The sequence below is a fragment of the Sinorhizobium fredii USDA 205 genome (assembly GCF_001461695.1).
In the GTDB taxonomy this organism is placed as follows: Bacteria; Pseudomonadota; Alphaproteobacteria; order Rhizobiales; family Rhizobiaceae; genus Sinorhizobium; species Sinorhizobium fredii.
This window is the reverse complement of record NZ_AUTC01000189.1, coordinates 69,630-95,033: the sequence shown is the minus strand read 5'-3', so window position 1 is coordinate 95,033 and position 25,404 is coordinate 69,630. Positions and strand designations below refer to the sequence as shown.

The window sequence follows — 25,404 nt, the reverse complement described above, 5'->3', positions numbered from 1 at the left end:
CCACGCATTAATCCAAGCGGCGTACGGTGCATATAGCAAGTTTTAGCAGTTGCTCCACTTCGTCCACACTTCAATTTACGATTGCTGGTGGAGTTTTTGGCCGATACCTCCTGAAATACAATCCTTATCTGTAACCTGCGGCCGCATCGCGGAAATGTCGTATTCTAACATGGGGCAGGGAAGATGTGAGCGCCGGACGCAGGAAAAACTTGAACTTGTGCTGTTTTGATTGTATCCGGGCGACTAATTCCAGAAATTGGAGCTGCAAGTGCCGTCCTGTCTCGGCCGTTCCGGTTTCGTGTCGTTAATCAAGCCGCGGCAGCCGCCGCGCTCTCGCAAAGGACAAGGCCATGGCCCGCGTCACCGTCGAAGATTGCATCGACAAGGTCGAAAACCGTTTCGAACTCGTCCTGCTTGCCAGCCACCGCGCACGTCTGATCTCGCAGGGCGCCCCCATCACGGTCGACCGCGACAATGACAAAAATCCGGTTGTTGCCCTGCGTGAGATCGCCGATGAGGCCCTTTCGCCTGGTGACCTCAAGGAAGATCTGATCCATTCCCTGCAGAAGCATGTGGAAGTGGACGAGCCCGAGCCCGACGCGGCCGCGATCGCCCAATCGGAACCCGCCGCTTTTGCCGAGGCTGCGGAAGATGAAGACCAGCCGGAGGCGCTGACCTTCGATCGCATGTCGGAAGAGGAACTCTTGGCCGGCATCGAAGGGCTGGTACCGCCGGAAAAGAGCGACGACTACTGAGATCCGTTCGCGAACAGCTGTTCCAAACGTGTTTTCGAAGCAGTGCGCCACTCATATGATTGGCGCACTTTTTGTTTGTCCGACTGTCACGGAGCCGCCTGCGAATGATGCGCCAATACGAGCTCGTTGAGCGCGTGCAGAAATACAAGCCCGATGTCAACGAGGCCTTGCTGAACAAGGCCTATGTCTATGCCATGCAGAAGCACGGCCAGCAGAAGCGGGCAAGCGGCGATCCCTACATTTCGCATCCTTTGGAAGTGGCGGCGATCCTCACGGAAATGCACCTCGACGAATCGACGATCGCCGTCGCGCTGCTGCATGACACGATCGAGGACACGACGGCGACACGGCAGGAGATCGACGAGCTCTTCGGCGAGGATATCGGGGCGCTTGTCGAAGGCCTGACGAAGATCAAGAAGCTCGACCTCGTCACCAAGAAGGCCAAGCAGGCCGAAAATCTACGCAAGCTGCTGCTGGCGATATCGGACGACGTTCGCGTGCTCCTGGTGAAGCTCGCCGACAGGCTGCACAACATGCGTACCCTCGACCACATGTCGGCGGAAAAACGCGCCCGCATCTCCGAGGAGACGATGGACATCTATGCGCCGCTGGCCGGGCGCATGGGCATGCAGGACATGCGCGAGGAGCTTGAGAACCTCGCCTTCCGCCATATCAATCCGGAGGCCTACGAGACCGTCACCAGGCGGCTGGAAGAGCTTTCCCAGCGCAACGAGGGCTTGATCAAGAAGATCGAGGAGGAACTGAGCGAACTGCTGCAGGCCGAGGGCTTGAAGAATGCGCAGGTAAAGGGGCGTCAGAAGAAACCCTATTCCGTCTTCCGCAAGATGCAGTCGAAGTCGCTTTCCTTCGAACAGCTATCGGACGTTTGGGGCTTCCGCATCATCGTCGACGACATTCCCTCCTGCTACCGGGCGCTCGGCATCGTGCATACCCGCTGGCGGGTCGTCCCGGGGCGGTTCAAGGACTATGTTTCGACGCCGAAGCAGAACGACTATCAGTCGATCCACACGACGATCATCGGGCCGTCGCGCCAACGTATCGAGCTGCAGATCCGCACCAGGCGCATGCATGAGATCGCCGAATACGGCATCGCTGCCCATGCGCTCTACAAGGATCGGGACGCGGTCACGGGCGACCTCACACGGTCGCCGACGTCGAACGCCTATGCCTGGCTGCGCCGCACGATCGAGTCGCTTGCCGAAGGCGACAATCCCGAGGAATTTCTGGAGCACACAAAGCTCGAGCTCTTCCAGGACCAGGTCTTCTGCTTCACGCCCAAGGGACAGTTGATCGCGCTGCCGCGCGGCGCGACGCCGATCGACTTCGCCTATGCGGTGCACACCAACATCGGCGACACATGTGTGGGCGCGAAGATCAACGGCCGCATCATGCCGCTCGTCACCCGCCTCAACAATGGCGACGAGGTGGAGATCATCCGCTCGGGCATCCAGGTGCCGCCCCCCGCCTGGGAGGAGATCGTCGTCACCGGCAAGGCGCGCGCGGCGATCCGCCGCGCCACCCGTGCCGCCATCCGCAAGCAGTATGCGGGTCTTGGCTACCGCATTCTGGAGCGCACCTTCGAACGGGCCGGCAAGACCTTCTCACGCGACGGGCTGAAACCGGTGCTGCACCGGCTCGGCCAGAAGGAGATCGAGGATGCGATTGCCGCCGTCGGCCGGGGCGAGCTTTCCTCGCTCGACGTGCTGCGCGCCGTCTTCCCCGATCACCAGGACGAACGCGTGACCGTCAAGCCGAGCGCCGACGACGGCTGGTTCAACATGCGCAGCGCTGCCGGCATGGTCTTCAAGCTGCCGGAGCGCTCCAAGGAGGCCGCCGCAGCGGGGCAGGTGGAGGGACCGGAAGCGCTGCCGATCCGCGGCCTTTCCGGCAATGCCGAGGTGCATTTCAGTCCCGCCGGCGCCGTTCCCGGCGATCGCATCGTCGGCATCATGGATCGGGACAGGGGCATCACCATCTATCCCATTCAGTCGCCGATCCTGCAGAAATTCGACGAGGAGCCGGAGCGCTGGATCGATGTTCGCTGGGACCTCGACGAGGCCAACAATAACCGCTTCATGGCGCGAATCGCCGTGAGCGCGCTGAACGAACCCGGCACGCTGGCGGAGATTGCGCAGGCGATCGCCACGAGCGATGTCAACATTCGCTCGCTTTCCATGGGGCGCGTTGCCGCCGACTTCAGTGAACTGCAGTTCGATCTGGAGGTCTGGGATCTCCGTCAGCTCAATCACCTGATGACGCAGCTTAAGGAATTGCCGAGTATTTCTCTGGTCAAGCGGCTTTTCGCATAGGCCCTCGCCGAGGCGTGGTCTGCTCTCCATGCCTCTTTCTTGAGCAGCCGGGGCGCGTTTGGTCGACGCGTCATGCACGGGATGCATGGCTGCCGATTGATCATGAGGCTGGTAGAACACCGATCGCTAAACTACTTTTCGGATCGGGAGGTAAACGAAGAGGTTTGCCATGTTCAAGCAGTTGAAGAAAATCACCCGTGCCCTGCACATTCCCACCGTCGAGGAGCGCGAGATCGCGTATCTGAACGGCTCGGTCGACCGCATCGACCTCGAATACCGCCAACGTCAGATCGATCGCGGCCTGTTCCGCAGGGACCTCTGATCCGCAGGTGCCGCGCCCGCTCCTGGATCCGAAGCGGACTTGGAGTGCCGGCGGGACAATGCGGGAAGGCTGCTTCGAGCTATGCGCTTGCCGAATGGCTCGAATTCCGGTCCGCCCCGTTTGCCGCTCAACCTTGCGCCTGACGGGGCTGGCGCATATCTTGCGCCGATCAAAAGACGGGCGGGCCGTCTTGCCCCGACGGGCTGTTTCAAGATGCGATGACGGCAGAATGTTATTTAGGCGCCGGAAACCGGTCACGATCTCCGAAAGACTTCGCGCCTTCTTCTGGCCGCGCAAGGGCTTTTCGCGCGGTCCCCGTTATGTCGCGCTGCGCATTCTTCGCCTGAACTCCTCTCCTCATTCGATCGCCGTCGGCGTAGCGGCGGGGGCTGCCGCCGCGTGCACCCCGTTGTTCGGCTTGCACATCGTCCTAGCGGTCATTCTCGCCTGGCTCTTCGCCGGGAATCTCGTGGCGGCGGTGATCACCACTGCACTCGCCAATCCGATCACCATTCCCGTGATCCTGACGGCGTCTTACGAGATCGGCATCGCGATCACGGGGCCGCAGGCCGGTCCAAGCGTCGGCTCGGCGGAGATTGCCCGGTTGATCGAGCAAATGCAGCTTGCCGAGCTTTGGGGGCCCGTGCTCAAGCCGATGCTCGTCGGTTCGCTGGCCCTTGCGCTCGGCGGCGCTTCTATCTTCTACCCGGTCGCCTTCCAGACCGCCCGGATGTTCCAGGGGCGGCGGCGAGAGCGACTGCAAAAAGCCGGAAACCCGTCATGATCATCGGCATCGGCAGCGACCTGATCGACATTCGACGCATCGAAAATTCGCTGCAACGTTTTGGCGAACGCTTCGTCAACCGCTGTTTCACCGACATCGAGATCGCCAAATCGGATGCGCGCAAAAACCGCGCGGCCTCCTATGCCAAGCGCTTCGCCGCCAAGGAGGCCTGTTCGAAGGCCCTGGGAACAGGGCTCGCACAAGGAGTCTTCTGGAAGGACATGGGTGTGGTGAACATGCCGGGCGGAAAGCCGACGATGCAATTGACGGGCGGCGCGGCGGCCCGGCTGCAGGAGATGCTGCCGGTCGGACACCGCGCCGCCATTCATCTGACGATCACCGACGACTTCCCGCTCGCACAAGCTTTCGTGATTATCGAGGCGCTCCCGGTTGCCCCCGCCGAGGGAACGGTTTAGAGCACTGCCGAAGTGGTACCGGCTCCGACAATCGCTTGAAGCGAAGCAATCCGGTGAACATATAGATGCGATTGCGCGGCAGGATGACAAGGAAGAACTGAGCGTGGAAGAAAAGACAGAAACGCACCAGAGCGCCCTCTGGGAGAATGTGAAGGTCATTATTCAGGCGCTGCTCCTGGCCCTGGTCATCCGCACCGTTTTCTTTCAGCCTTTCACCATTCCGTCCGGATCGATGATGCCGACGCTGCTCGTCGGCGACTACATCTTCGTCAACAAGTTCGCCTACGGCTATTCGAAATACTCGCTGCCCTTTTCGCCGGATCTTTTCAGCGGCCGGATCTTTGCGAGCGAGCCGAAGCGCGGCGATATCGTCGTCTTCCGCTTCCCGCCCAATCCGGACATCGACTACATCAAGCGCGTCGTCGGCCTTCCGGGCGATCGCATCCAGGTCAGAAACGGCGTCCTTCACGTCAACGACAAGCCGGTTGATCGCGTTCCGGATGGGACCTTCCGTGCCGACGACAAGTATGACACCGGCGGCGACGTACCGGTCTATCGCGAGAAGATGGACACGGGGGTCAGCTACGACACTCTCGACCAGTTTCCGGACTCCAGTGGTGACAACACCCGCGAATTCCTGGTGCCGGAAGGCCATTATTTCATGATGGGCGACAACAGGGACAATTCCTCCGACAGCCGCTTTGACGTCGGGTTCGTGCCGGCGGAAAATCTGGTCGGTCGCGCCAGCATGATCTTCTTCTCGCTCGGCAACGGCACGTCCTTCCTCAAGATCTGGAATTGGCCGGCGAATCTCCGCTACGACCGCCTGTTCAAGGTTGTCGAATGATGAAGGGAAGGTCGCTGAGCGCGGAGGATCGGGCAAGGCTCGAGACCGCGATCGGTTATCAGTTCGTCGAGAAGGAGCGCCTCGACCGCGCGCTGACGCATTCCAGTGCGCGCAATGCACGGGCGAGCAACTATCAGCGCCTTGAATTCCTGGGCGACCGCGTGCTCGGGCTTTGCGTCGCCGAACTTCTGTTCCAGACCTTTCTCGACGCCAACGAGGGAGAGCTGTCGGTTCGCCTGAACCAGCTCGTCAGCGCTGAGAGCTGTGCCAATGTTGCGGATGAGCTGTCGCTGCACGAATACATTCGCACCGGCTCCGACGTGAAGAAGATCACCGGCAAGCACATGATGAATGTGCGGGCCGATGTGGTAGAGTCGCTGATCGCCGCGATCTATCTCGATGGCGGACTGGAGGCGGCGCGTCGCTTCGTGCTGCGGCACTGGACCGATCGCGCCGCAAGCGCCGACGGTGCGCGGCGCGACGCCAAGACGGAATTGCAGGAATGGGCGCACGCCAAGTTCGGCGTCGCGCCAAGATACAGGACGGATGATCGCTCCGGTCCCGACCACGATCCGCGCTTCACGGTGACCGTAGAGGTCGACGGGATCGCGCCGGAAACGGGGACCGATCGATCGAAGCGCGGAGCCGAGCAGATCGCTGCCATGCGATTGCTGGAACGCGAAGGTGTTTGGCAGAAACGGTCTGCCGGAAATTGACGGAAGCCATGACGGACAAACAACAGAACACGGGCGCCGACACCACGGCGACCCGCTCGGGCTTCGTGGCGCTGATCGGCGCGACGAATGCAGGCAAATCGACTTTGGTGAACCACCTGGTCGGCGCGAAAGTATCCATCGTCAGCCACAAGGTGCAGACGACGCGGGCGATCATCCGTGGCATTGCCATCCACGACAACGCCCAGATCGTCTTCATGGACACGCCCGGCATCTTCAAGCCGCGCCGCCGGCTCGATCGGGCCATGGTGACGAGCGCCTGGGGCGGTGCCAAGGACGCCGACCTGATCGTGCTGCTGATCGACAGCGAACGCGGCCTGAAGGGGGATGCCGAGGCGATCCTCGAGGCCTTGAAGGACGTTCCCCAGCCGAAGCTCCTGGTGCTCAACAAGATCGACCGGGTTCGCCCGGAGGATCTCTTGAAGCTCGCGCAGGCTGCCAACGAAGCCGTTCCGTTCGAGCGCACCTTCATGATTTCGGCGCTCACCGGCTCCGGCTGCAAGGACCTCATGGATTATCTCGCCACGGCTCTGCCGGAAGGCCCGTGGTACTATCCGGAGGATCAGATCTCCGATCTGCCGATGCGCCAGCTCGCAGCCGAGATCACCCGCGAGAAGCTGTTCCTGCGTCTGCATCAGGAGCTTCCCTACGCGTCTCACGTCGAGACAGAGAAGTGGGAGGAGCGCAAGGACGGCTCGGTGCGCATCGAGCAGGTGATCTATGTCGAACGCGACAGCCAGAAGAAGATCGCGCTCGGCAAGGGAGGGGAGGCGATCAAGGCGATCTCGACCGCCGCCCGGAAGGAAATTTCCGAGATCCTGGAGCAGCCCGTGCATCTCTTCCTGTTCGTCAAGGTGCGCGAGAACTGGGGCAACGATCCGGAGCGCTTCCGCGAAATGGGATTGGATTTTCCAAAGTAGTTGCTCCGCGTGGAAGCTATTTCTGGTCGTTGGAGGCGGCGAGGCTCTTGTTCAGGAGCGGTCCGATCGTCTCGGCCCGATTGGTCCAGACGTAGCCGGAAAAATTCTCAGGAACGAGCGCGAGTTGATCGGTGCTGTCGATGCCGGAGGTGAATTCGCCGCCACGATGGGGTCCGAGCAGGATGATCTCGCTTCCGGCGGCCTGCATCCGGGCGGCAAATCGAGAGGGCCAGCCCCACAGGAAAGGCGCATAGTTGGCGGGTACGACGATCAGCGTATCGCGGCAGGCATCCGGCACCACTCCCGTCCAGCCATAGGCGGCGTAGCGTCCAAGGCAGGCCATGGTGGATTGCCTGTCATAACCCCTCAGCCCGGCGACCAGGCGCAGCGCCTCCTGCGTCGGCGTTCTGCCGCCATAAACCCCGAAGACCAATTTGCGCCACTCCGGGTGGATGCGCAGCATCACGGCAAGAGTTGCGCCTTCCTCGCGCCGCTCGCTCTTGAAATTGATCAGGAACCGGCCATGGGGCAGCGCCGTGAAGACCTCCCTGAGTGTCGGCATCTGGCCTTCCCCCTGGCCGCGGAAAGGAAAGGTCTTGCCGCCATCGGCGGTGTAACCGTAGCCGATGTCGAGCGTTTTCAGCTTTGACATCGGCGTCTCCTCCGTGACGCCGGCTCCATTGGTCCGGCAGTCGAGCGTCCAATCGTGGAAGACGGCGAACTGGCGGTCGGGCGTCAGGTGGACATCCAGTTCGATGACCTCGGCGCCGCTGTCGAGCGCCGCGCGCATGGAGGCGATGGTGTTCTCGAGATAGGCATGACGGGGCGATTCGATACGCTCAGCCGTGCAGGTGTCGTTGTCCACCCCGTCCAGACCATAGACCTGATGAATGCCGCGATGGGCGAGGACCCTTGCCGTACCGGCGGGCGGCGCCACCAGGTAGGACGTGTTGAGGAACCAAACGATGGCGACGATGACGACCACGGCGACGGCGATGACGGCGAGCTTCCTCATCGTAAGTCCTCCTCTCGCGCTTTACTCGGCATTGTGGCGACCCAGGACGTGCCTTGCCACCCTTTCTGTTATGCGGATTGCGAACAAACTGTCACCTGCGCGCGCGATTGACCGGTAGGGGGCCCTATGGGAGGTAGGCAACCGTACCGCCCAATGCAATGCCGCAGGAGAACTTAGGTGCCGCAACTCGTCCAGGGAAAATGGGTCAAGGATGACGTCGCCGCAAGCGAGATGAAGGACGGCGCGTTCCATCGCGAGCCGACCCGTTTCCGCCAGTGGATCACCGTCGATGGGCGACCCGGGCCGGACGGCCAGCCGGCGCTTGTCGCCGAAGCCGGACGCTACCGGTTGTTTGTCTCCTATCTTTGCCCCTGGGCCTCTCGAACGATTGCGATGCGCAATCTCAAGGGGCTCGGGGAGATCATCGCGCTTACGGTGGCAAACCCCGTGCTCGGGGAGGACGGATGGGCCTATGATGCGCCCGTCGATGCAGGCTGTCGCGTTGGCAGGATCCGTCATCATCACCAGCTCTACACGGCGAGCGACCCGACCTATACCGGCAAGGTCTCCGTGCCTGTGCTTTGGGACATGCAGGAAGGGCGGATCGTCAACAACGAGTCGGCCGATATTCTTCGCATCCTCAACACGGCCTTCGACCATTTGTCCGGCAACCGCCTTGATTTCTACCCGGCGACACTCCGCGCCGCGATCGAGCGCTGGAACGAGCCGATCTACGCGTGTGTGAACAATGGAGTCTACCGAGCTGGCTTTGCCAAGACGCAGACCGCCTATGACGACGCTGTCGCGGCCCTCTTCGGCATGCTCGACGAGCTCGATCGGCATCTTGAAGTGAACCGATACGTTGCCGGGGAATATCTGACCGAGGCGGATATCCGCCTGTTCGTCACCCTCGTCCGTTTCGACATCGCCTATCATGGCGCCTTCAAATGCAACGTCCGCAGGATCGAGGACTATCCGAGCCTCTCAAACTACCTGCGCGAGCTCTACCAGTGGCCGGGCATAGGTGAAACTGTCCGGATCGACGATATCAAGCGCGGATATTATGGCCTCCGGCACATTAACCCGACCGGCATCGTCCCGGCAGGCCCGGCGATCGACTTCGACCGCCCGCATGATCGATCCCGTCTTGCTGGTCTCGGAGTTTTTGGCGCCTAGCGGCTAGATGGGCTCGCGGGCAGCTGGCCCGCCGCGGCTGATTTTCTTCCATATGCCCTAAGGAAACGAACCCTTGAGGGGCCACAGCATGGCCCATTGATAAACCGCCGAATGCCGCTAAGTTAATGGAAGTTCTGATGGATAGGAGCCTGAAGAGGCTGGCCTGACGACATCCCGGTTGCAGCCCGTGCACTGTGCACGGCGACAATCTGCCGGAGGCCGTGAGGCTTGCCCAAACCGGTTTCTCGCTGCTTCTGGACAAAGCCGGCGCCGTTTCGCAAGCGCACATCACTCCGGAAGCCGACCGAACCGCCCGCGCTCCATGCGGAGGAACATGGTCCGTGTAGGTCTGGCGTGAGGTTGGAAATGAATGCAGCATTGTTCAAGTTGCTTCGCCGTCTTGTCCAGAAAGGAACGCTGACGGTCATTTTTTCATCGGGAAGAAAAGTTGTTCTGGGTGATGGCACGGGGAACCCCGCGACCATGCACATAACGGATGCTGAGGCGGAAAGGGCCATCCTGCACGATCCGGGCCTGAAATTCGGCGAAATGTACATGGACGGCCGCGTCGTGATCGAGGAAGGGGATATTTTCGACGTCTTGTCCATCATCAAGAGCAATGGTGTGGAAAACGCGGCGACCTTCGTCAACTCCATCGTCGCTCTTTGGCATGTGCTGCGCCAACAGCTAAAGAGTCGGCTGCCGGTTAACCGCAACCGCTACAATGTCGCGCATCACTACGATCTCGACGGCAAGCTCTTCAACCTCTTCCTCGACGAGGACTGGCAATATTCCTGCGCCTATTTCCACCCGCCGGGTGTCTCGCTCGATGAGGCGCAGCGCGCCAAGAAGCGCCATATAGCGGCGAAGCTGCTGCTCGAGCCCGGCCAGCAAGTGCTGGAAGTCGGTTCCGGTTGGGGAGGCCTGGCGATGTACCTTGCCGAAGCGACAGGCGTCGAAGTCACCGGCATCACCTTGAGCGAGGAGCAACTGAGGGTCTCGCGTGAACGCGCCGCCAGACGCGGCCTGTCCGATCGCGTCCGGTTCGAATTGCAGGACTACCGCACCCTGCAGGGGCGGCAGTTCGACCGGATCGTCTCGGTAGGCATGTTCGAACATGTGGGCATCGGCAACTATGGCAATTTCTTTCGCAAAATCAAGGAATTGCTGAGACCCGACGGCGTCATGCTGCTCCATTCGATCGGCCAGGTCTACAAGCCCTGGGCAACCAATCCGTGGATCGAGAAGTATATCTTTCCGGGCGGCTACATACCGGCGCTTTCCGAAGTCTTGCCGCCGGTCGAGAGCACTCGCCTGCTCGTCAAGGACATCGAGATCCTGCCATTGCATTATGCCTGGACGCTGCGGGCCTGGCGCGAGCGTTTCGTCGCCCGGCGCGAGGAAGCGGTAGAGCTCTACGACGAGCGCTTCTTCCGGATGTGGGAGTTCTATCTCGCCGCTTCCGAGACCGCCTTCCTGCACGACAAGCACTTCGTCTTCCAGCTCCAGCTCTCACCCTCGCTGCAGACCGTGCCGGTCTCGCGCGACTATATTGAAGCGAAGGAGCGCGAATTGCTGGAATTCGAGAAAACCCGCTCGCGGCTGGAGTTGGTGGCGGTCTAGCCGCTGCCGCCCTTGCAGATTGGCCCCTCACCCTGGTCCTCTGCCCGCAAGCGGGGCGAGGGGGCATGAGCGGCGCGGCATATCCCGGCTTGCGGGCAGCAAGGTCCCGGCAGATGGGATAGGGGGCGTGTCATCCTTTGATCCATGTGCCATCTTCTGTGGAGTTTTCGGCCCCCCCACCGGCCTTCACTTGGCCTTCATCGTCTGCGCCACTATGGTCCGGCTGGTAACAACGGACGGAACGCAGAATGGTCATGACCGCAAAGCCCATCGCCGCCATCATCGCAAGCGAGATCAAGGCGACCGCCGCGCAGGTCGGCGCAGCCGCCGAGCTTCTCGACGCCGGAGCGACGGTCCCTTTCATCGCCCGCTACCGTAAGGAGGTCACCGGCGGCCTCGACGACACGCAATTGCGCACCCTCTCGGAGCGGCTCACCTATCTGCGCGAGCTCGAGGCGCGCCGGGCGTCCATTCTCGAGTCGATCCGCGGCCAGGGCAAGCTCACCGATGAGTTGGAAGGCAAGATCGCCGCCACCTCCACCAAGGCCGAACTCGAGGACATCTATCTGCCTTACAAGCCGAAGCGGCGGACCAAGGCGGAGATTGCCCGGGAGCGGGGGCTCGGACCGCTCGCCGAGGCGATCCTCGCCGATCGCTCGATCGCGCCGACCAAACGGGCGGCCGCCTTCCTCTCCGCCGACGTGCCGGATGCAAAGGCAGCACTCGACGGCGCCCGCGACATCATCGCCGAAGGCATGACCGAGAACGCCGATCTCCTGGGCCGACTGCGAAACTACATGCGGGAGGCGGCGTTCCTCAGGGCGAAGGTCGTCGACGGCAAGCAGGAATCGGGGGCAAAGTTTTCCGACTATTTCGATCACTCGGAGCGCTGGGCAACGGCGCCGGGCCACCGTGCTCTGGCGATGCTGCGCGGCTGGAACGAAGAAATCCTGTCGGTCGATATCGTCGTCGACCAGGACGCGGCATCTCAGCAAAGGCCGGTCGAGCGCATGATCGCTTCTGCATACGAGGTCGGTGGGCATTTGCCCGGGGACAAATGGCTGCTCGACGTGATCGGCTGGACCTGGCGCGTCAAACTTTCGCTTTCGCTGTCGCTCGATCTGATGCGCGAGTTGCGCGAACGGGCCGAGGAGGAAGCGATCCGGGTCTTCGCGCGCAACCTCAAGGACCTGCTGCTTGCGGCTCCGGCCGGCTCGCGTCCGACCATGGGTCTCGATCCCGGCATCCGAACCGGCGTCAAGGTCGCGGTGGTCGACGGCACCGGCAAGCTGCTCGACACGACGACAGTCTATCCGTTCCCTCCGAAGAATGACATTCGCGGCACGCAGGCGGAACTCGCGGCGCTCGTCCGCAAGCACAAGGTCGAACTGATCGCCATCGGCAACGGCACCGGCAGCCGCGAAACCGAGAAGCTCGTCGCCGATATGCTGGCGCAGATGCCGGCGCCGAAGCCCACCAAGGTGATCGTTTCCGAGGCGGGCGCCTCTGTCTATTCCGCTTCGGAAACGGCGGCTGCGGAATTTCCGAACCTCGACGTGTCGCTGCGCGGTGCCGTGTCCATCGCCCGCCGGCTGCAGGATCCGCTTGCCGAACTCGTCAAGATTGAACCGAAGTCGATCGGCGTCGGCCAGTACCAGCACGATGTCGACCAGTCGCATCTCGGCCGCTCTCTGGATGCCGTCGTCGAGGATGCGGTGAACGCTGTCGGTGTCGATCTCAATACCGCATCGGCGCCGCTGCTGGCGCGTGTGTCGGGTCTGGGCAAGTCGTCGGCGGAAGCGATCGTGGCGCATCGCGACGCGATGGGCGCCTTTGCGAATCGGCAGCAGCTCCTCAAGGTGTCGCGCCTCGGCGCCCGCACCTTCGAACAATGCGCCGGCTTCCTGCGGATCACCAATGGTTCTGAGCCGCTCGACGCCTCGGCCGTGCACCCGGAGGCTTATGGCGTGGCCAAGAAGATCGTCGCCGCCTGCGGCCGGGATGTGCGCTCGCTGATGGGAGACAGCGCGGCCCTGAAGGCGCTCGATGCGCGCGCCTTCGTCGACGAACGCTTCGGTCTGCCGACGGTCAAGGACATTCTTTCGGAACTGGAAAAGCCCGGCCGCGATCCACGTCCGAGCTTCAAGACGGCGACTTTCGCGGAGGGGGTCGACGATATCAAGGACCTGAAGGTCGGCATGCAGCTCGAAGGGACCGTCACCAATGTCGCGGCGTTCGGAGCCTTCGTCGATATTGGCGTGCACCAGGACGGGCTGGTTCACGTCTCGCAGCTCGCCGATCGATTCGTCAAGGATCCGCATGAGGTCGTCAAGGCAGGCGACGTGGTGCTGGTTCGCGTCACCGAGATCGATGTGGCGCGCAAACGCATCGGGCTCAGCATGCGCAAGGATGGCGGTGCCGAAACCGCGCGGGAGACGCGGGGGGCCTCGTCGAACGGCACCAACCGCAATTCGGCCGCGCGTCCACAGAAATCGCAAGCACCTGCTCAGGGCGCGTTCGGCGCGGCGCTGATGGAGGCGATGAAGAAAAAATAACGGCGGGGACATGGAACGGCGCCGCGCCGAGCATCGTTACGTGCTCATCGGCTGGTGACGCGATTGTCCTTCGTGGCTGGATGCCGACCATAGGAATGCCGGGCTACGGCGGAACAGGTCAGCGGAAAACCCTCTTCCGCCGGGTATCCCGGCGAAAGGAGGTGCATCGTGGTACGCAATGCAATCCGCGTCCTTCCGCAAGCCGCCCTCTTGGCAGCGGCGGTAACCGCATGTCCCCAGGCAGCAGGCGCGCAGGGCCTCCTGAAGTGTGCCGATCGCGCGCAAGTGATCGAGTTTCTCGCTCGGCAATATGCCGAAAAGCAAGCCGCCGTGGGGATGGTCAATCAGCAGGCGGTGATGGAACTCTATGCTGCCGACAGCGGCAGCTGGACCCTGGTCATAACCGACGTCTCGGGCCGAAGCTGCGTGATCCTCGCCGGCAAGAGCTGGGAGACAATCATTCCTGTCGGCCCCAAAGCCTGATCACCGGATAGACCTGTCAGATTCTGGGCCGTTTTCACTCCATGATGCGATGGCACGTCCTCCAGCGCACGAAATCCCGAGCCCGTCGACCGCGGGCGGGACCGAGGAAAAGCCTGTGCGCTTTCCTCCGCCCGCTCCGGCAGTTTTTCCGATCAGTCCGGCCGGCCGACGCTGGCATAGGTGAAGCCGTGCCGGGTGATCTCGTCCTTGCGGTAGATGTTGCGCAGGTCGACGAGCAGCGGGGTGCTCATCGTGCGTTTCAGCCGCGCGAAGTCCAGCGCCCGGAATTCGTTCCACTCGGTGACGATCACCAGTGCGTCGGCGTCTGCCGCCGCGTCATAGGGATCGGTCGCGTAGTCCAGGCCTTCGATGACCTTGCGCGCGTTCTCCATGCCTTCCGGATCGTAGCCCGTGACCGTGGCGCCGGCGTCCTGCAGCGTCTGGACGATAGCGATCGCCGGACTGTCGCGCATGTCGTCGGTGTTCGGCTTGAACGTCAGGCCGAGCACGGCGACCTTGCGGCCGCGCACGTCGCCGCCGACCGCGGTGATCACCTTGCGGCCCATGGCCCGCTTGCGGTTGTCGTTGACGGTGACGGTGGTCTCGACAAGGCGCACCGGGCTGTCGTGGTCCTGTGCGGTCTTCACCAGTGCCAGAGTGTCCTTGGGGAAGCACGAACCGCCGTAGCCCGGGCCGGCATGCAGGAACTTGGCGCCGATGCGCCCGTCGAGCCCGATGCCACGGGCCACATCCTGGACGTTGGCTCCTACCTTTTCACAAAGGTCGGCCATCTCGTTGATGAAGGTGATCTTCATCGCCAGGAAGGCGTTGCCGGCATATTTGATCAGTTCGGAGGTACGGCGCGAGGTGAAGACGAGGGGGGCCTGGTTCAGATACAAGGGGCGATAGACTTCCGTCATCACGTCGCGTGCACGCTGGTCGTTGTCGGCGAGGCCGATGACGATTCGATCGGGCCGCTTGAAATCATCGATCGCCGCGCCTTCGCGCAGGAACTCCGGATTGGAGACGACGGCAAAGTCGGCATCCGGATTGGTTTCGCGGATGATGCGCTCGACTTCGTCGCCGGTGCCGACCGGGACGGTCGACTTGGTGACGACGACGGTAAAGCCGTTGAGATTGGCAGCGATCTCGCGTGCGGCGGCATGGACGTAGGAGAGGTCCGCATGCCCGTCGCCGCGCCGGGATGGGGTGCCGACGGCGATGAAGATGACGTCGCTGCCGGAAACGGCGGGCGCGAGATCCGTGGTGAAATGCAGGCGCCCTGAAGCGACGTTGCTGGCGACAAGATGGTCGAGACCCGGTTCGAAAATCGGGATCTCACCCTTCTTGAGGGCGGCGATCTTGGCTTCGTCCTTGTCGAGGCAGACGACGTCGTGGCCGAAATCCGCGAAGCATACGCCGGAAACGAGGCCGACATAGCCGGCGCCAATCATCGTAATCTTCATCCACTCTTCCTTTGTTGTTGGGTCCTTCGTGAGCCTTGGGAGCTACACATCCATTGATAGGCAAATAGGACCGTTTTTCGACCTGCAAATGACAGGGGCGTTTTCCGATGCGACGAATCGCCCGCCAGCCCCCTCAGGCAATGGTTTCCGCAGGACGATAATATTGCTCGTACCATTCCACAAAGCGGGCGACGCCTTCCTCGATGGGCATCGTCGGCTTGAAGCCGGTCAGCGCCTCGAGCAGGTCCGGTGACGCGTAGGTGCGCGGCACGTCGCCCATCTGCATTGGCAGCATATTGCGCACGGCGGGCCGACCGACGGCCTTTTCGACGGTTTCGACGAAGGTCATCAGGTCCACCGGCTGGCCTCCACCGACATTGACGACGCGGAACGGCGCGTGCCCCGAAAGCGTGTCCTGCGCCAGGTCCGGGCCGACGCGATTGGCTTCGGACGGCGCGACATGGGAAAGCCGCAGGATGCCTTCGACAAGATCGTCGATATAGGTGAAGTCGCGGCTCATCCGGCCTTCCCCATAGATATCGATCGGCCGGCCGTTCAGGATGGCGTCGACGAATTTGAAGAGCGCCATGTCGGGCCGGCCCCAGGGGCCATAGACGGTGAAGAACCGGAAGGCGGTGGTCGGCACCTTGTAGAGATGGGCGTAGCTGTGCGCCATCAGCTCCATCGATTTCTTCGTCGCCGCATAGAGCGTCATCGGCTCGTCGGCCCGGTCCGCCTCGGCAAATGGTATCTTCTCATTGGCGCCGTAGATCGACGAGGTCGATGCCAGCATCAGATGCTTCGGGCCGATTGCCCTGGCAAGCTCGAGGATGTTCCAGGAACCGAGAAGGTTCGCGTCGACGTAAGCCTTCGGATTCTCGAGGCTGTAGCGGACCCCCGCCTGCGCGGCGAGGTGGATGATGACCTCCGGTTCCGCAAGCTCTGCGGCGCGGTCGAGAGCGGCGCGGTCCTCGAGCATTGCCGTCACCGCCTTGAAGCCGTTGGAGCGTTCGAGGATCGCGTGGCGGCGCTGCTTGAGCGTCACGTCGTAATAGGGCGTCATGCCATCGAAACCGACCACGAAATGCCCATCATCTATCAGCCGCTTGGCGACGTGAAAGCCGATGAAACCTGCGGTGCCGGTGATGAGGTAACGCACGGAAATGATCCCAGTTTTCTTGAACTCGATCGTTCATACGAAGAAAGCCCGCCTATGGAAAGACGAAACCGTCACTCCTTTTCACCGTCGAGTTGCTGCTGCAAGGCGGTGAGCACGGACATCGCATGATCCGAATACTGGCTGATCCAGCGGTCGTGAATGGCCCGGATCGGCAAGGCGTTCAGGTGGTTCCACCGTTCCCGCCCGTCGCGCCGGACAAGAACGAGGTTTGCCTCTTCCAATACCTTCAAGTGCTGCATCACCGTGCAGCGGTCGAGATCGGAAAATTGCTCGCACAACGCGCCCGTCGTCCGGGGCGCCTCCTTCAGCGCATCCAGAATCTGCCGCCGCAGGCCATTGGCCATCGCCTTGAAAACGGCATCGTCGTTCGAATCAATTGACATGTTATATATTTATAACATATTATGCCCGGACGCAATCGAAGGAGGTCGTCATGACTTTCGAATTTCGTGTGAACGGGCGCATTGCCCGTCCCGTCGGGGAGGTCTTCGACGCGGTCGTCAATCCGGACAAGCTCAGCCGTTATTTCGTGACGCTCGGCGGTGTCAGCGGCCCCCTGGTCGCCGGCGCCACCGTGACCTGGTGGGGCGAAGTCCCGGTCGAGGTGGAGGTCGTCGAGCCCAATGAGCGGATCGTCTTCCGCTGGGGCGCGATGGTTGCGAAGGAAGAGGCGCCATACCGGACGCGCGTGGAAATGCGTTTCCAGCCGCTCGACGACGGCGCCACCATGGTGACCATCGCCGAAAGTGGCTGGCGCGAGAACGAGCAGGGGCAGAAAAGCTCCTATCTCAATTGCGAGGGTTGGTCGCAGATGCTCGTCTGCATGAAGGCTTGGGTCGAATACGGCATCAACCTCAGGGAGGGCTACTATGTGAGCGAGCTCTCCGGCAAACCGGCGCTCGAGCCGCAAATATAGGAGGAGCGAGCGATGCCAGTGGAGATAAAGGGCGGCATCAATATCGCGATGAAGGTGCCGAGCCATCAATACGAGGCCGTGGTGGCCTTCTACCGCGATGTCGTCGGCCTGCCGCCTTTCGACGAGAAGCAGCCGGCCAAGGGCTTCATTCTAGGTCCGAACCGTCTTTGGATCGATGAAATGCCGCATTTGAGCCAGGCCGAGGTCTGGCTGGAGCTGTTCACCGAGGACCACGAAAGGGCGCTGACCCATCTCACCGCCAACGGAGCGGTGCGCTGCGACGCAGTGGAGGAGCTCCGTGAAGGCTTCCGTGGCGGCTGGGTGATGAGCCCCGCCAATATCGTGCACCTCGTGCGAACGCCGGACGCTTGGTAGTGCCTCAGAATGCCAACGGAGCGTCCTCTGCGGGGGCCTCGATCGGGGCCTCGATCGGGGCATCGACCGGCGGCATTGCCGCGCTCATTGGCGGCTCTTCCTGGATCACGACGACGCGGGTGCTTTCCGGTACGCGATTGTAGAGATCGATGACGTCCGGATTGAACATCCGGATGCAGCCGCTCGAAACAGCATTGCCGATCGACCAGGCCTCGGTCGTGCCGTGAATGCGGAACAGCGTGTCCTTGCCACCCTGGTAGAGATAGAGTGCCCGCGGCCCGAGCGGGTTGGTGAGGCCCGGGTCCAGGCCGCTGGCAAGCGGGCCATAGCGGTCCGGCTCCCGGGCGACCATGTCGGATGTCGGTATCCAGCGCGGCCATTGCGCCTTGCGGCCGATCCGCGCCTCGCCGGCGAATTCCAGCCCTGCCTTGCCGACGCCGATGCCGTAGCGCAGCGCCATGCCGCCGCCCTGCACGAGATAGAGGTATCTGTTCGGCGTATCGATGACGATCGTGCCCGCTGGCTCATGGGTGACATAGGGCACTTGCTGACGCAAGAAGCGAGGGTCGACCTTGCTGATGTCGGTCGCCGGCAGCGGGAACGCCTCGTTCGGCTGCGGCCCGTACATTGTCATGAAATAGGGGTCCGGGCCTCTCGGCCGGGACGGCGGCGGGGTACTCGCGCAACCCGCCAGCGCGGCTAGAACAAGGAGGAGCATGAGAGGCTGGGCGAGGCGGGACACACACATACTCCAAACAATCCTGATGATTGCCACGTCGAGATCACCAGCCAGCTTCGACTTGTGCGTGAAGAATAGCCGCGATTCGCCAGGACATGATAGAATTGTAGTGCGGCGAACACGTCGCGGAAAGAGCGACGGGAGTGGATCCGGTTACCCGCTCGCGGTCCGTCCTGCGCCCAACTTCGCTTGATCCGCTTTCCGCCCCCGGTGTATGGCTTTCCCATGCAATGGAACGATCAGGCCATCATTCTCGGCATAAAGCGGCACGGTGAAAGCTCTGTCATCGCCGAGGTCATGACGTCCGTGCATGGGCGGCATCTGGGGCTTGTGCGTTCCGGCCGCTCGCGGACGATGCAGCCGGTGCTGCAGCCGGGCAATTCGGTGGAAATCACCTGGCGGGCCCGGCTCGACGAACACCTCGGCGAGTTCCGCATCGAGCCGCTCGAATTGCGGGCCGCCAGGCTTATGGAGGCCGCAACCTCGGTATACGGCATCCAGGCGCTCGGCGCCCTCTTGAGGCTGCTGCCGGAGCGTGATCCGCATCCGCATCTCTACGAGGCGCTCGCCGTCATCGTCGATCACCTTCAGGATCCGGCCGATGCCGGCGAATTGTTCGTGCGCTTCGAACTGGCGGTCCTCAACGATCTCGGCTTCGGCCTCGACCTTTCGGAATGCGCGGCGACGGGGAGAAACGACAACCTGGTCTATGTATCGCCGAAGACCGGCCGCGCCGTCAGCCGTGCGGCGGGCGAACCCTATGCGAAGCGCATGCTCGCCCTTCCGGATTTCCTCTCGGGAACGCGCAGCGCCGCCGATCATGACAGCCTTGCCGCGGCCTTCCGCCTGACGGCATATTTCCTCAATCGCCACGTCTATGAACCGCGCGGTGTCGACGTTTCCTCGGCGCGCGACGGCTTCGTCCATGCGACGCTGAAGGCGCTGAAGCTCCCGCCGTCCGCGGCATAAAACAGATCAGGCGCCGCGCATGTCATGCGGCGCCTGTATTCAGCCAAAAGCCTGCCTTAGGCGATCTTGCCGCCGCCCTGCCTGGTCACGGCGACCACGGCCGGGCGCACCGGCATGTCGTCGCGGAAGTCGGGCCAGCGCGTTGCCGGCTTTTCATAGGTGGCAAGGCCGGCATCGCCCGGATGCTGCACCGCGAGGAAGAAGGTGTCACTCGTCGGGTTGAAGCTCGGACCGCACATTTCCGCGCCGACCGGCACCCGGAAGAACAGCTTCGATGTGCCGCGGCCTTCGCCTTCGGTTTCGATCGCCCAGACGCCATCGGCGCGGCCCGTCTCCTTCTCGTTGTTGCCGTCGGTCGAAACCCACAGGCGGCCATCCGCGTCGATCGCGCAATTGTCCGGCATGCCGAACCAGCCGTTCTTCGTCGTCGCCGTCGAGAAGGAGGCGCCCACATCCGCAACGCTCGGGTCGCCGCACTTCAATAGAATGTCCCACTTGGATTTCGTCGAGGCGAAGTCTCCGTCCGTCTCCGAAATCTCCACAATGTGGCCGAAGGCGTTCTTGGCGCGCGGATTGGCAGCGTCCGCCTCTTCCTCCTTGCGCTTCGTATTGTTGGTCAGCATGACATAGACCTTGCCGGTCTTCGCATTGGGCTGGATGTCTTCGGGCCGGTCCATCTTGGTCGCGCCGAGCGCATCGGCGGCAAGCCGCGTGTTGATCAGCACATCGGCCTGCGAGGCAAAGCCGTTCTCGGCCGTCAGCGGCCCTTCGCCATGGATGATCGGCATCCAGGTGACGGTGCCGTCCTCGTCGAACTTCGCCACGTAGAGCGTGCCCTCGTCGAAGAGCTCCATATTGGCGGCGCGGTCGTTCGGATTGTAGGTGCCCTTCGTCACGAACTTGTAGACATAGTCGTAGCGCTCGTCGTCGCCGCTGTAGAGGACGACCCGGCCGTCCTTGTTGACGATCGATTCGCAGCCCTCGTGCTTGAAACGTCCGACGGCGGTGCGCTTCTTCGGCACAGAGGACGGGTCGAGCGGGTCGACCTCGACGACCCAGCCGAAGCGGTTCGCTTCGTTCGGATCCTTCGACACGTCGAAGCGGTCGTAGAACTTCGACCACGCATATTGCCCGCCCGGCGCGCCGAGGCGCTTCAGCTGCTTGAATTCCGGATGATCTTCGGCGAGCTCGCCGTCGAAATAGCCGTTGAAGTTTTCTTCGGCCATCATGTAGGTGCCCCAGGCGGTGACGCCGCCGGCGCAGTTGTTGATCGTCCCGAAGACCTTCTTGCCGGTCGGATCGGCAGAGGTCTTGACGCGATCATGGCCGGCCACCGGACCGGAAAGCTGCATTTCGGTGTTGACGGTGATGCGGCGATTGTACTTGCCGTCGAGGACGGGCTGCCACTTGCCGTCCACCTTGCGGATCTCGATGACCGTGCCGCCATGGGCGGCCATTTCGATGTCGACCAGTTCCTTGGTGTATTCGCCGAGAACGACCTTGTCTTCCTCCTTGCCGTCCTCCGTCACTTTCTCGACGCGAGCGAAGTTCGGGAACATGATCTCCGCATTCGTGTACTCGTGGTTGACGACCAGGAGGCCGTGGTCCGGACTGCCGTCGAGCGGGATGAAGCCGACATAATCGTTGTTGTAGCCGAACTGGCGGCTCTGCGCTTCGGCCGTCTGCTTGAGCGGATCGAATTCCGGGCTGTCGGCGAAGATCTTGTCGCCCCAGCGCAGCAGGACGTCGGCATCGTATCCTTCGGCGACGTGATGCTTCTCATCGACGCCGGCCTCGATCTCCGTGAAGTCGAAAGGCGAAGCGCTGTCGCTGGCCCGCGCTTCGTCGGCCGTCAGCAGTGCAAGCGGACTGACGGTCGTGGAAATGGCCGCCACGGCGAGCGAGCCACCAAGGAACGACCGACGCGAGAAGCGGCGGTTGATGATGTCACCCATGGTCGGGTTGGTGGAACAGTTCTGGCCGACGTCTTCCAGTTCTTCCCTGCGTTCCGTCAGCGTCTTGAATTCGGTTTCTTCCGTCGAGCCGAGATGCTTGTCCATGGTCATTCTCCCCGTTGAGGACGATAGAAGCGCCGCCGGTGGCCGGCGTCCATTGTCGCTCTATCAGCTAGCTCATGACAGTTCTGCGACAATTCGATGAAGAGATTACGGCTCTTCTGCCCCTGAAGGCATTTGCCCCCGCGCCAAAGACCTGCGGTTGCGAGGAAGAGGATATTCAAGCGGGATGCCTCGGCTGGCATTCCGGGCTAACCTGTGCGAATCGTGCACGGGTCGTCGTGCTGTCGGGGGACACATGCTTGAACTCATAGCGCTTGTTGCCTTTGCCATGGCGCTGGCCGCCTTTCTGAGCGGCCGCAGGAATGCGGACCGGTTGGACGCCGAAATCGAGAGCCTGAAGGCGGAGATCGCCCGGCTCGCGACGCGGGCCGCCGAAGACGTCGTCCCGGACCATGCGGCCTCCGCGCGAACAGAGACCGAGGCTCCAACTTCACCCGAGATCGAGGGAGAGGCGGTCCAGGGCCCTTGGTCGCAGGCGCGCGAGGGTGCCCGTATTTTCGGCAGCGCCCCATCGGGCGCAGAGGGCGCAGAGACGACGGCAAGCGGCGAGCCCGCCGACGTCGCGGCCGCCGAAGCCGTTGCCGCGCGGTCCGCGGAGAGCCTCGAGAGCCGGATCGGCGGTCGCTGGCCGGTCTGGGTCGGCGGGCTTGCGCTCGCGCTTGGCGGTTATTTCCTGGTGCAGTATTCGATCGAAGCAGGGCTCCTGAGCCCGGCGGTTCGCCTGACGCTCGCCGCGATCTTCGGCCTTGCGCTCGGGATGGCCGGCGAAGTGATCCGCCGCCGGGCGGTGCCGACGATCGCCGACCGGTTTCGCAATGCGATGATCCCCGGCGTGCTGACCGCGGCCGGTGCCGTCACGCTGTTCGGCGTCGTCTATGCGGCGCACGGCATTTACGACTACATCGGTACGGCCGCCGCTTTCGCGTTGCTGGCGCTGATATCGCTGGCGACCGTCGGCCTCTCACTGTTGCACGGCCAGGCGCTTGCCGGGCTCGGTCTTCTGGCGTCGTTGCTCACGCCCTTGTTTGTCTCGAGCGGCGAGCCGCGGCCATGGGTGCTGTTCGGGTTCTTGGCGATCGCCTGGTTCGCGACGCTCGCAGCCTCTCGCCTGCGCCATTGGACGGTCGTGCCAACGCTCGCCAATGCTGGCCTGGGCCTGTGGGGGCTGGCCTATGTCGCGCTGGCTGCGCCTTTCGAAGCCCCGCCGGTGACCGCTGCACTTGTCATCATGATCGCCGGCGTCAGTTTGCTCTGGCCCGGCGGCGTAGAACGCGAAGCCCGCGCAACAACAGAGACGAGCGTGCCGCCAGCCGCAACCCCGGGTCCCTGGGAGCGGCTCTTCACGCCGCCCTATGCGGCGATCTCGCTGTCGGCGGCGATCGTGGCAACACTCCTCGCGCTGCTTTTCATCAGCCCGGCCGTTGCGGCGGCGCGGTTCCCGGTCGCCGAATTCGTGGTCGTAGTCGCCGTTCTTGCCGGCGCCGGTGCCGTGCGGGCTACGGCAGTTTATCCGGCGCTGCTCGCTGCGCTCGGCGCAGTCGTCGGCACGTGGACGCTGACTGCCCTTAGCGGCGTACTTGCCTATCTCGATCCGACATTGGCCACACCGCAGATCGTCGTTCCCGGCCGGACGGCGATGCTGACGGCGATGGTACTTGCAGGGCTTTTTCTCCTGCTCGCGTCGGCCGTGCTTGCGCGGTTCGCCGAGCAGCGACACTTTGCAGTTCTTTGGGCCGGCATCGCGGCCGTCGTGCCCGGCACGCTTGTCGGCATGTCGTTCCTGATGACGGGCCAGTTCGCCTTCGACCTGCCGCACGGGCTTGCCGCCTTCGCGGGCGGGCTATTCCTTCTTGGCCTCGTCGAATGGATCTCTCGCCGCGACGCCGAAGGGAGGGAGCTCGATCTTGCGGCCGGTCTGCTGGCAGTGGGCTCCTTCGGCCTCTTTGTCGTCGGCCTGCACGCCTGGACGGACGGGTTGGTCACGACGCTCGCCATCGCGCTCCTCGGCGCGGGCTACACCTTTGCAAGACGCCTCCGCTCCTGGCCGGTTCTGCCCTGGGTGACCGTCGCCGCCGCCATCGTTGTCCTGGCGCGGATCGCCTGGGAGCCGACGATCGTCGGCCCCGGCAGTCTCGGAACGACGCCGGTCTTCAACGCCCTTCTGCCGGGATACGGCATTCCAGCACTGCTGCTCGTCGGTTGCGCCTACTTCCTGCGCGCTTCTGCGGATATGCGCGTGCGCAATCTGCTGCAGGCGCTCGCGAGCCTCTTCGTGCTCCTGACGCTCGCAATCCTCGTGCGCCATGCGATGAACGGCGGCGTGCTTGACAGTTCCGTTCCGACGCTCGGCGAGCAGGCGATCTACACGCTGCTTGCCATCGGCGCCTCCGGCATTTTCATGACGCTCGACGGGAGATCGCCAAGCCCGGTATTCCGCTCCGGCGGAATAGCGCTCGGCGTGCTCTCGATGCTGTCGGTGCTCTCGGCGCATCTCGTGGGTTTGAACCCTTATTTCAGCGGCGAGTTGCTCGGCAGAATTCCGTTCTTCGACCTGCTCTTCATCGGCTATCTGCTGCCCGCTATCGGCTATGTCGGCCTTGCCTGGTATGCGCGGGGCAGGCGCCCACAGCCCTACGTTATGGCGCTTGCAGTGAGCGGCGCGGTGCTTGCCTTCGCCTGGGCGACGTTGAGCGTGCGCCGCTTCTGGCAGGGAGAAAGCGTGGCCGACTGGAAGGGTTTCCTGCAGGGAGAGACCTACACCTACTCGGTGGTCTGGCTGCTGCTCGGCGTTCTGCTTCTCGTGGTGGGATCGCGCTTCAACGCCAAGAGCATCCGCATCGCTTCGGCCGTACTGGTGTTCATTGCCGTGCTCAAGGTCTTCCTCGTCGACATGTCCAACCTCGAGGGCTTCTTGCGGGCGCTCTCCTTCATCGGCCTCGGCGGCGTGCTGATCGGCATCGGGCTCTTCTACCAGAGGATCCTATCCAGCAGCGGGAACGGTTCGGCTGACCCGCCTGGATCGATCGCGACTGAGCCGAGAGAGGGAGCGAGCCAAGCATGACGCGCCTTCACGCTCTCGCCGCCGCCTTCGCACCGCATGACGAGCTTGCCGGCGAGCTTCTGCCGCATGCATTCTCCGGCGACGACGGCTCCCATGACGCCGCCCACCTCGTTCGGGTCTGGAAGAACGCGGCACGCATACAGGCGGAGGAGGGCGGCGACAGCCGGCAGCTCGCCGCCGCCGTGCTGTTGCACGATTGCGTCGCCGTCGAGAAGAATTCGCCGCTCAGGGCCGGGGCATCGCGGCTCGCCGCCGAAAAGGCATGGCAAATCCTGGACGGCCTCCGCTGGCGCACGCTGGAAATTTCAGCCGTCGCCCATGCCATTTTGACCCACAGCTTCTCCGCCAACATGGCGCCCGAGACGCTCGAAGCGAAGATCCTGCAGGACGCGGACCGGCTCGACGCGATCGGTATGGTGGGTGCCGCGCGCTGCTTCTATATCGCCGGTCGCATGGGAAGCGGTCTCTACGATCCGCTCGATCCCTTGGCCGAGGACAGGCCGCTCGACGACAAGGCCTTTGCGATCGACCATTTCGAAACGAAGCTCTTCCGTCTCGCCGACGGTTTCCAGACCGCAGCGGGGCGCCGCCTGGCGCTGGAGCGGCAAACGCGGCTGCGCAGCGTGCTTGCCATGCTGCTCGATGAAATCTAATTGTTTC

General features: G+C 62.9%; 23 protein-coding genes. 17 read left to right on the top strand and 6 right to left on the bottom strand.

The window, feature by feature from the left end; all coding sequences use genetic code 11:
* Positions 1 to 350 precede the first annotated feature (350 nt).
* The 8 genes from rpoZ to era all read left to right on the top strand — a co-directional run bounded on the left by rpoZ (position 351) and on the right by era (position 7,108).
* Entirely contained in the window at positions 351 to 755 is a 405-nt protein-coding gene (gene rpoZ / locus N181_RS27140) for a DNA-directed RNA polymerase subunit omega (RefSeq protein WP_014327767.1), read from the top strand.
* A gap of 104 nt (positions 756 to 859) precedes the next feature.
* The gene (locus N181_RS27135) at positions 860 to 3,085 is read left to right on the top strand and encodes a RelA/SpoT family protein (RefSeq protein ID WP_014327768.1); all 2,226 of its coding nucleotides are present in this window, start codon (positions 860 to 862) and stop codon (positions 3,083 to 3,085) included.
* Positions 3,086 to 3,254: 169 nt separating this feature from the next.
* A complete protein-coding gene (locus tag N181_RS32485) occupies positions 3,255 to 3,407 on the top strand; it encodes a DUF3563 family protein (RefSeq protein ID WP_014327769.1) in 153 nt (50 codons plus the stop codon).
* A gap of 229 nt (positions 3,408 to 3,636) precedes the next feature.
* Positions 3,637 to 4,191, top strand: coding sequence for a DUF2062 domain-containing protein (locus N181_RS27130; protein WP_037391226.1), 555 nt, complete (start codon positions 3,637 to 3,639; stop codon positions 4,189 to 4,191).
* On the top strand, positions 4,188 to 4,607 hold the full coding sequence (gene acpS / locus N181_RS27125; protein ID WP_012707403.1) for a holo-ACP synthase: 420 nt from the start codon (positions 4,188 to 4,190) through the stop codon (positions 4,605 to 4,607). The genes N181_RS27130 and acpS overlap by 4 nt, the downstream gene beginning before the upstream one ends.
* 103 nt (positions 4,608 to 4,710) lie before the next feature.
* Positions 4,711 to 5,454, top strand: coding sequence for a signal peptidase I (gene lepB / locus N181_RS27120; RefSeq protein WP_037391225.1), 744 nt, complete (start codon positions 4,711 to 4,713; stop codon positions 5,452 to 5,454).
* A complete protein-coding gene (rnc, locus tag N181_RS27115; protein WP_086018803.1) occupies positions 5,454 to 6,170 on the top strand; it encodes a ribonuclease III in 717 nt (238 codons plus the stop codon). The genes lepB and rnc overlap by 1 nt, the downstream gene beginning before the upstream one ends.
* 8 nt (positions 6,171 to 6,178) lie before the next feature.
* Positions 6,179 to 7,108 (top strand): GTPase Era, encoded by a 930-nt coding sequence (era, locus tag N181_RS27110; RefSeq protein WP_037391222.1) that lies wholly within the window; start codon positions 6,179 to 6,181, stop codon positions 7,106 to 7,108.
* A 16-nt stretch (positions 7,109 to 7,124) separates the two neighbouring features.
* Here era and N181_RS27105 read toward each other — a convergent pair whose 3' ends face one another.
* On the bottom strand, positions 7,125 to 8,123 hold the full coding sequence (locus N181_RS27105) for a glycerophosphodiester phosphodiesterase family protein (protein WP_037449874.1): 999 nt from the start codon (positions 8,121 to 8,123) through the stop codon (positions 7,125 to 7,127).
* Positions 8,124 to 8,300: 177 nt separating this feature from the next.
* On the opposite strand from N181_RS27105, the gene N181_RS27100 reads away from it, so the two are divergent.
* From N181_RS27100 to N181_RS27085, 4 genes are all read left to right on the top strand, one after another.
* On the top strand, positions 8,301 to 9,299 hold the full coding sequence (locus tag N181_RS27100; protein ID WP_037391216.1) for a glutathione S-transferase family protein: 999 nt from the start codon (positions 8,301 to 8,303) through the stop codon (positions 9,297 to 9,299).
* Positions 9,300 to 9,665: 366 nt separating this feature from the next.
* Positions 9,666 to 10,922 (top strand): cyclopropane fatty acid synthase, encoded by a 1,257-nt coding sequence (locus N181_RS27095; RefSeq protein ID WP_037391214.1) that lies wholly within the window; start codon positions 9,666 to 9,668, stop codon positions 10,920 to 10,922.
* A gap of 248 nt (positions 10,923 to 11,170) precedes the next feature.
* Entirely contained in the window at positions 11,171 to 13,477 is a 2,307-nt protein-coding gene (locus tag N181_RS27090; RefSeq protein WP_037391213.1) for a Tex family protein, read from the top strand.
* A 168-nt stretch (positions 13,478 to 13,645) separates the two neighbouring features.
* The gene (locus N181_RS27085) at positions 13,646 to 13,960 is read left to right on the top strand and encodes a hypothetical protein (protein WP_037391212.1); all 315 of its coding nucleotides are present in this window, start codon (positions 13,646 to 13,648) and stop codon (positions 13,958 to 13,960) included.
* 152 nt (positions 13,961 to 14,112) lie between these two features.
* Here N181_RS27085 and rkpK read toward each other — a convergent pair whose 3' ends face one another.
* From rkpK to N181_RS27070, 3 genes are all read right to left on the bottom strand, one after another.
* Positions 14,113 to 15,426, bottom strand: a complete 1,314-nt coding sequence (rkpK, locus tag N181_RS27080) for a UDP-glucose 6-dehydrogenase (protein WP_014327779.1) — start codon at positions 15,424 to 15,426, stop codon at positions 14,113 to 14,115.
* Positions 15,427 to 15,559: 133 nt separating this feature from the next.
* The gene (locus tag N181_RS27075) at positions 15,560 to 16,585 is read right to left on the bottom strand and encodes an NAD-dependent epimerase (RefSeq protein WP_014327780.1); all 1,026 of its coding nucleotides are present in this window, start codon (positions 16,583 to 16,585) and stop codon (positions 15,560 to 15,562) included.
* 71 nt (positions 16,586 to 16,656) lie between these two features.
* A complete protein-coding gene (locus tag N181_RS27070) occupies positions 16,657 to 16,989 on the bottom strand; it encodes an ArsR/SmtB family transcription factor (protein ID WP_014327781.1) in 333 nt (110 codons plus the stop codon).
* A gap of 50 nt (positions 16,990 to 17,039) precedes the next feature.
* Here N181_RS27070 and N181_RS27065 point away from each other — a divergent pair, with 50 nt between their 5' ends.
* Positions 17,040 to 17,522 (top strand): SRPBCC domain-containing protein, encoded by a 483-nt coding sequence (locus N181_RS27065; RefSeq protein WP_014327782.1) that lies wholly within the window; start codon positions 17,040 to 17,042, stop codon positions 17,520 to 17,522.
* A gap of 12 nt (positions 17,523 to 17,534) precedes the next feature.
* Entirely contained in the window at positions 17,535 to 17,897 is a 363-nt protein-coding gene (locus N181_RS27060; protein WP_014327783.1) for a VOC family protein, read from the top strand.
* Between the two features lie 4 nt (positions 17,898 to 17,901).
* Here N181_RS27060 and N181_RS27055 read toward each other — a convergent pair whose 3' ends face one another.
* Positions 17,902 to 18,645, bottom strand: a complete 744-nt coding sequence (locus N181_RS27055; RefSeq protein ID WP_037391210.1) for a L,D-transpeptidase — start codon at positions 18,643 to 18,645, stop codon at positions 17,902 to 17,904.
* 216 nt (positions 18,646 to 18,861) lie between these two features.
* Here N181_RS27055 and recO point away from each other — a divergent pair, with 216 nt between their 5' ends.
* Complete coding sequence (gene recO, locus N181_RS27050; RefSeq protein ID WP_014327785.1) at positions 18,862 to 19,605, top strand: DNA repair protein RecO; 744 nt, start codon at positions 18,862 to 18,864, stop codon at positions 19,603 to 19,605.
* Positions 19,606 to 19,661: 56 nt separating this feature from the next.
* Here recO and N181_RS27045 read toward each other — a convergent pair whose 3' ends face one another.
* A complete protein-coding gene (locus tag N181_RS27045) occupies positions 19,662 to 21,665 on the bottom strand; it encodes a PhoX family protein (RefSeq protein WP_037391205.1) in 2,004 nt (667 codons plus the stop codon).
* 253 nt (positions 21,666 to 21,918) lie between these two features.
* On the opposite strand from N181_RS27045, the gene N181_RS27040 reads away from it, so the two are divergent.
* Together N181_RS27040 and N181_RS27035 are read left to right on the top strand one after the other, a co-directional pair.
* Complete coding sequence (locus tag N181_RS27040) at positions 21,919 to 24,744, top strand: DUF2339 domain-containing protein (RefSeq protein ID WP_037391204.1); 2,826 nt, start codon at positions 21,919 to 21,921, stop codon at positions 24,742 to 24,744.
* Positions 24,741 to 25,397 carry an HD domain-containing protein gene (locus N181_RS27035; protein WP_060564024.1) on the top strand — a complete coding sequence of 219 codons (657 nt, stop codon included), beginning with the start codon at positions 24,741 to 24,743 and terminating at the stop codon, positions 25,395 to 25,397. Before N181_RS27040 ends, N181_RS27035 begins: the two co-directional genes overlap by 4 nt.
* The last annotated feature ends 7 nt before the right edge of the window (positions 25,398 to 25,404 follow it).